General features: G+C 68.4%; 2 protein-coding genes. One reads left to right on the top strand and one right to left on the bottom strand.

Features of this window, described 5'->3' with window-relative positions:
• Positions 1–265: Lrp/AsnC family transcriptional regulator (locus BIV01_RS16825; RefSeq protein ID WP_139199507.1), on the bottom strand; the 265-nt coding region annotated here is incomplete at its 3' end.
• Positions 266–509: 244 nt separating this feature from the next.
• Between BIV01_RS16825 and ddaH the strand changes: the two genes are divergently transcribed.
• The coding region (gene ddaH / locus BIV01_RS16820) for a dimethylargininase (protein WP_071303615.1) at positions 510–1335 on the top strand (826 nt) is incomplete at its 3' end.

Raw genomic sequence — 1335 nt, 5'->3', positions numbered from 1 at the left:
CCGGCACGCTGTCGAGCAGGGTGCGGAGCTCGTCGGGGGAGACCGTGCCGCGGCAGTAGAGCTCCACCCAGGCCTCGGTGCCGCGGTCCTCGACGGCGGGGTCGACCTTGATCGTGAAGCCCTGGATCACGCCGTCGCCCACCAGCCGGTCGACGCGACGCTTCACGGCGGAGGCCGAGAGTCCGACCACCGACCCGATGTCGCCGTAGCCGGCGCGGGCGTTCTCCCGGAGTTGATCCAGGATGCGGTGGTCGAGCGAATCCATTGCACCCATGGTACGCGGACTTCTTGCACGCTCGGTGGGTTCGGCGCACGAAACGTGCGTCACCCGAACGGGTGCCACGGCGCTTCGCTCCCGGTACTGCACTTGCCGGACGGTCTGTGTCAGGATCGACGTGGCGTCGACCTGGTCCGCTACGGCGAGTGAGCCTGCATCTCGCCGGAGCACCTCTCCTTCGTTCCGTTTCGGTTCCTGGCAGGCTCGGGCCCCGGTCCCTCCAGGAGGACTGATGTCGAACACCGCACCCTCGACCACCGATGCACCGGCCCGTACCGCCACCAAGCGGACGATCCTGATGTGCAAGCCGACGCACTACACGGTCAGCTACCGGATCAACCCGTGGATGCACCCCGAGGACCCGACCGACACGTCGAAGGCCGTCGAGCAGTGGCAGTCCCTCGTGGACGTCTACGAGCAGCTCGGCTTCGACATCTCGTACATCGAGCCGATCGAGGGCCTGCCGGACATGGTCTACGCGGCCAACGGCGGGTTCGTGCTCGACGGCGTCGCGTACGGGGCGAAGTTCCAGTACCCCGAGCGTCAGCCCGAGGGCCCGGCGTACATGGACTGGTTCCGCAGCGCGGGCCTGACCGTCGCCGAGCCCGAGGAGACGAACGAGGGCGAGGGCGACTTCCTGCTCATCGGGAACACCATCTTCGCCGGCACGGGCTTCCGCTCGGACAGCACCTCGCACGAGGAGCTCGCGCGGATCTACGGCCGCGAGGTCGTCACCCTGAAGCTCATCAACCCGAACTTCTACCACCTCGACACGGCGATCGCGGTCCTCGACCCGGAGCCGGCCGCGGACGGCACGTCGAACATCGCGTACCTCGAGAGCGCCTTCGACGAGCCGTCGCTGGCGATCCTGCGCGAGCGCTTCCCGGACGCGATCATCGCCACCGAGGAGGACGCCGCGATCCTCGGCCTGAACTCCTACTCCGACGGGTACAACGTCGTGATCGCCTCGCGCGCCACCACGTTCGCGTCGCAGCTCCGCGAGAAGGGCTACAACCCGATCGGCGTCGACCTGTCCGAGCTGCTGCTCGGCGGCGGCG

Source organism: Curtobacterium sp. MCBA15_013, from assembly GCF_001865095.1.
Lineage (GTDB): Bacteria > Actinomycetota > Actinomycetes > Actinomycetales > Microbacteriaceae > Curtobacterium.
This window is presented reverse-complemented; position numbering and strand designations above follow the sequence as displayed.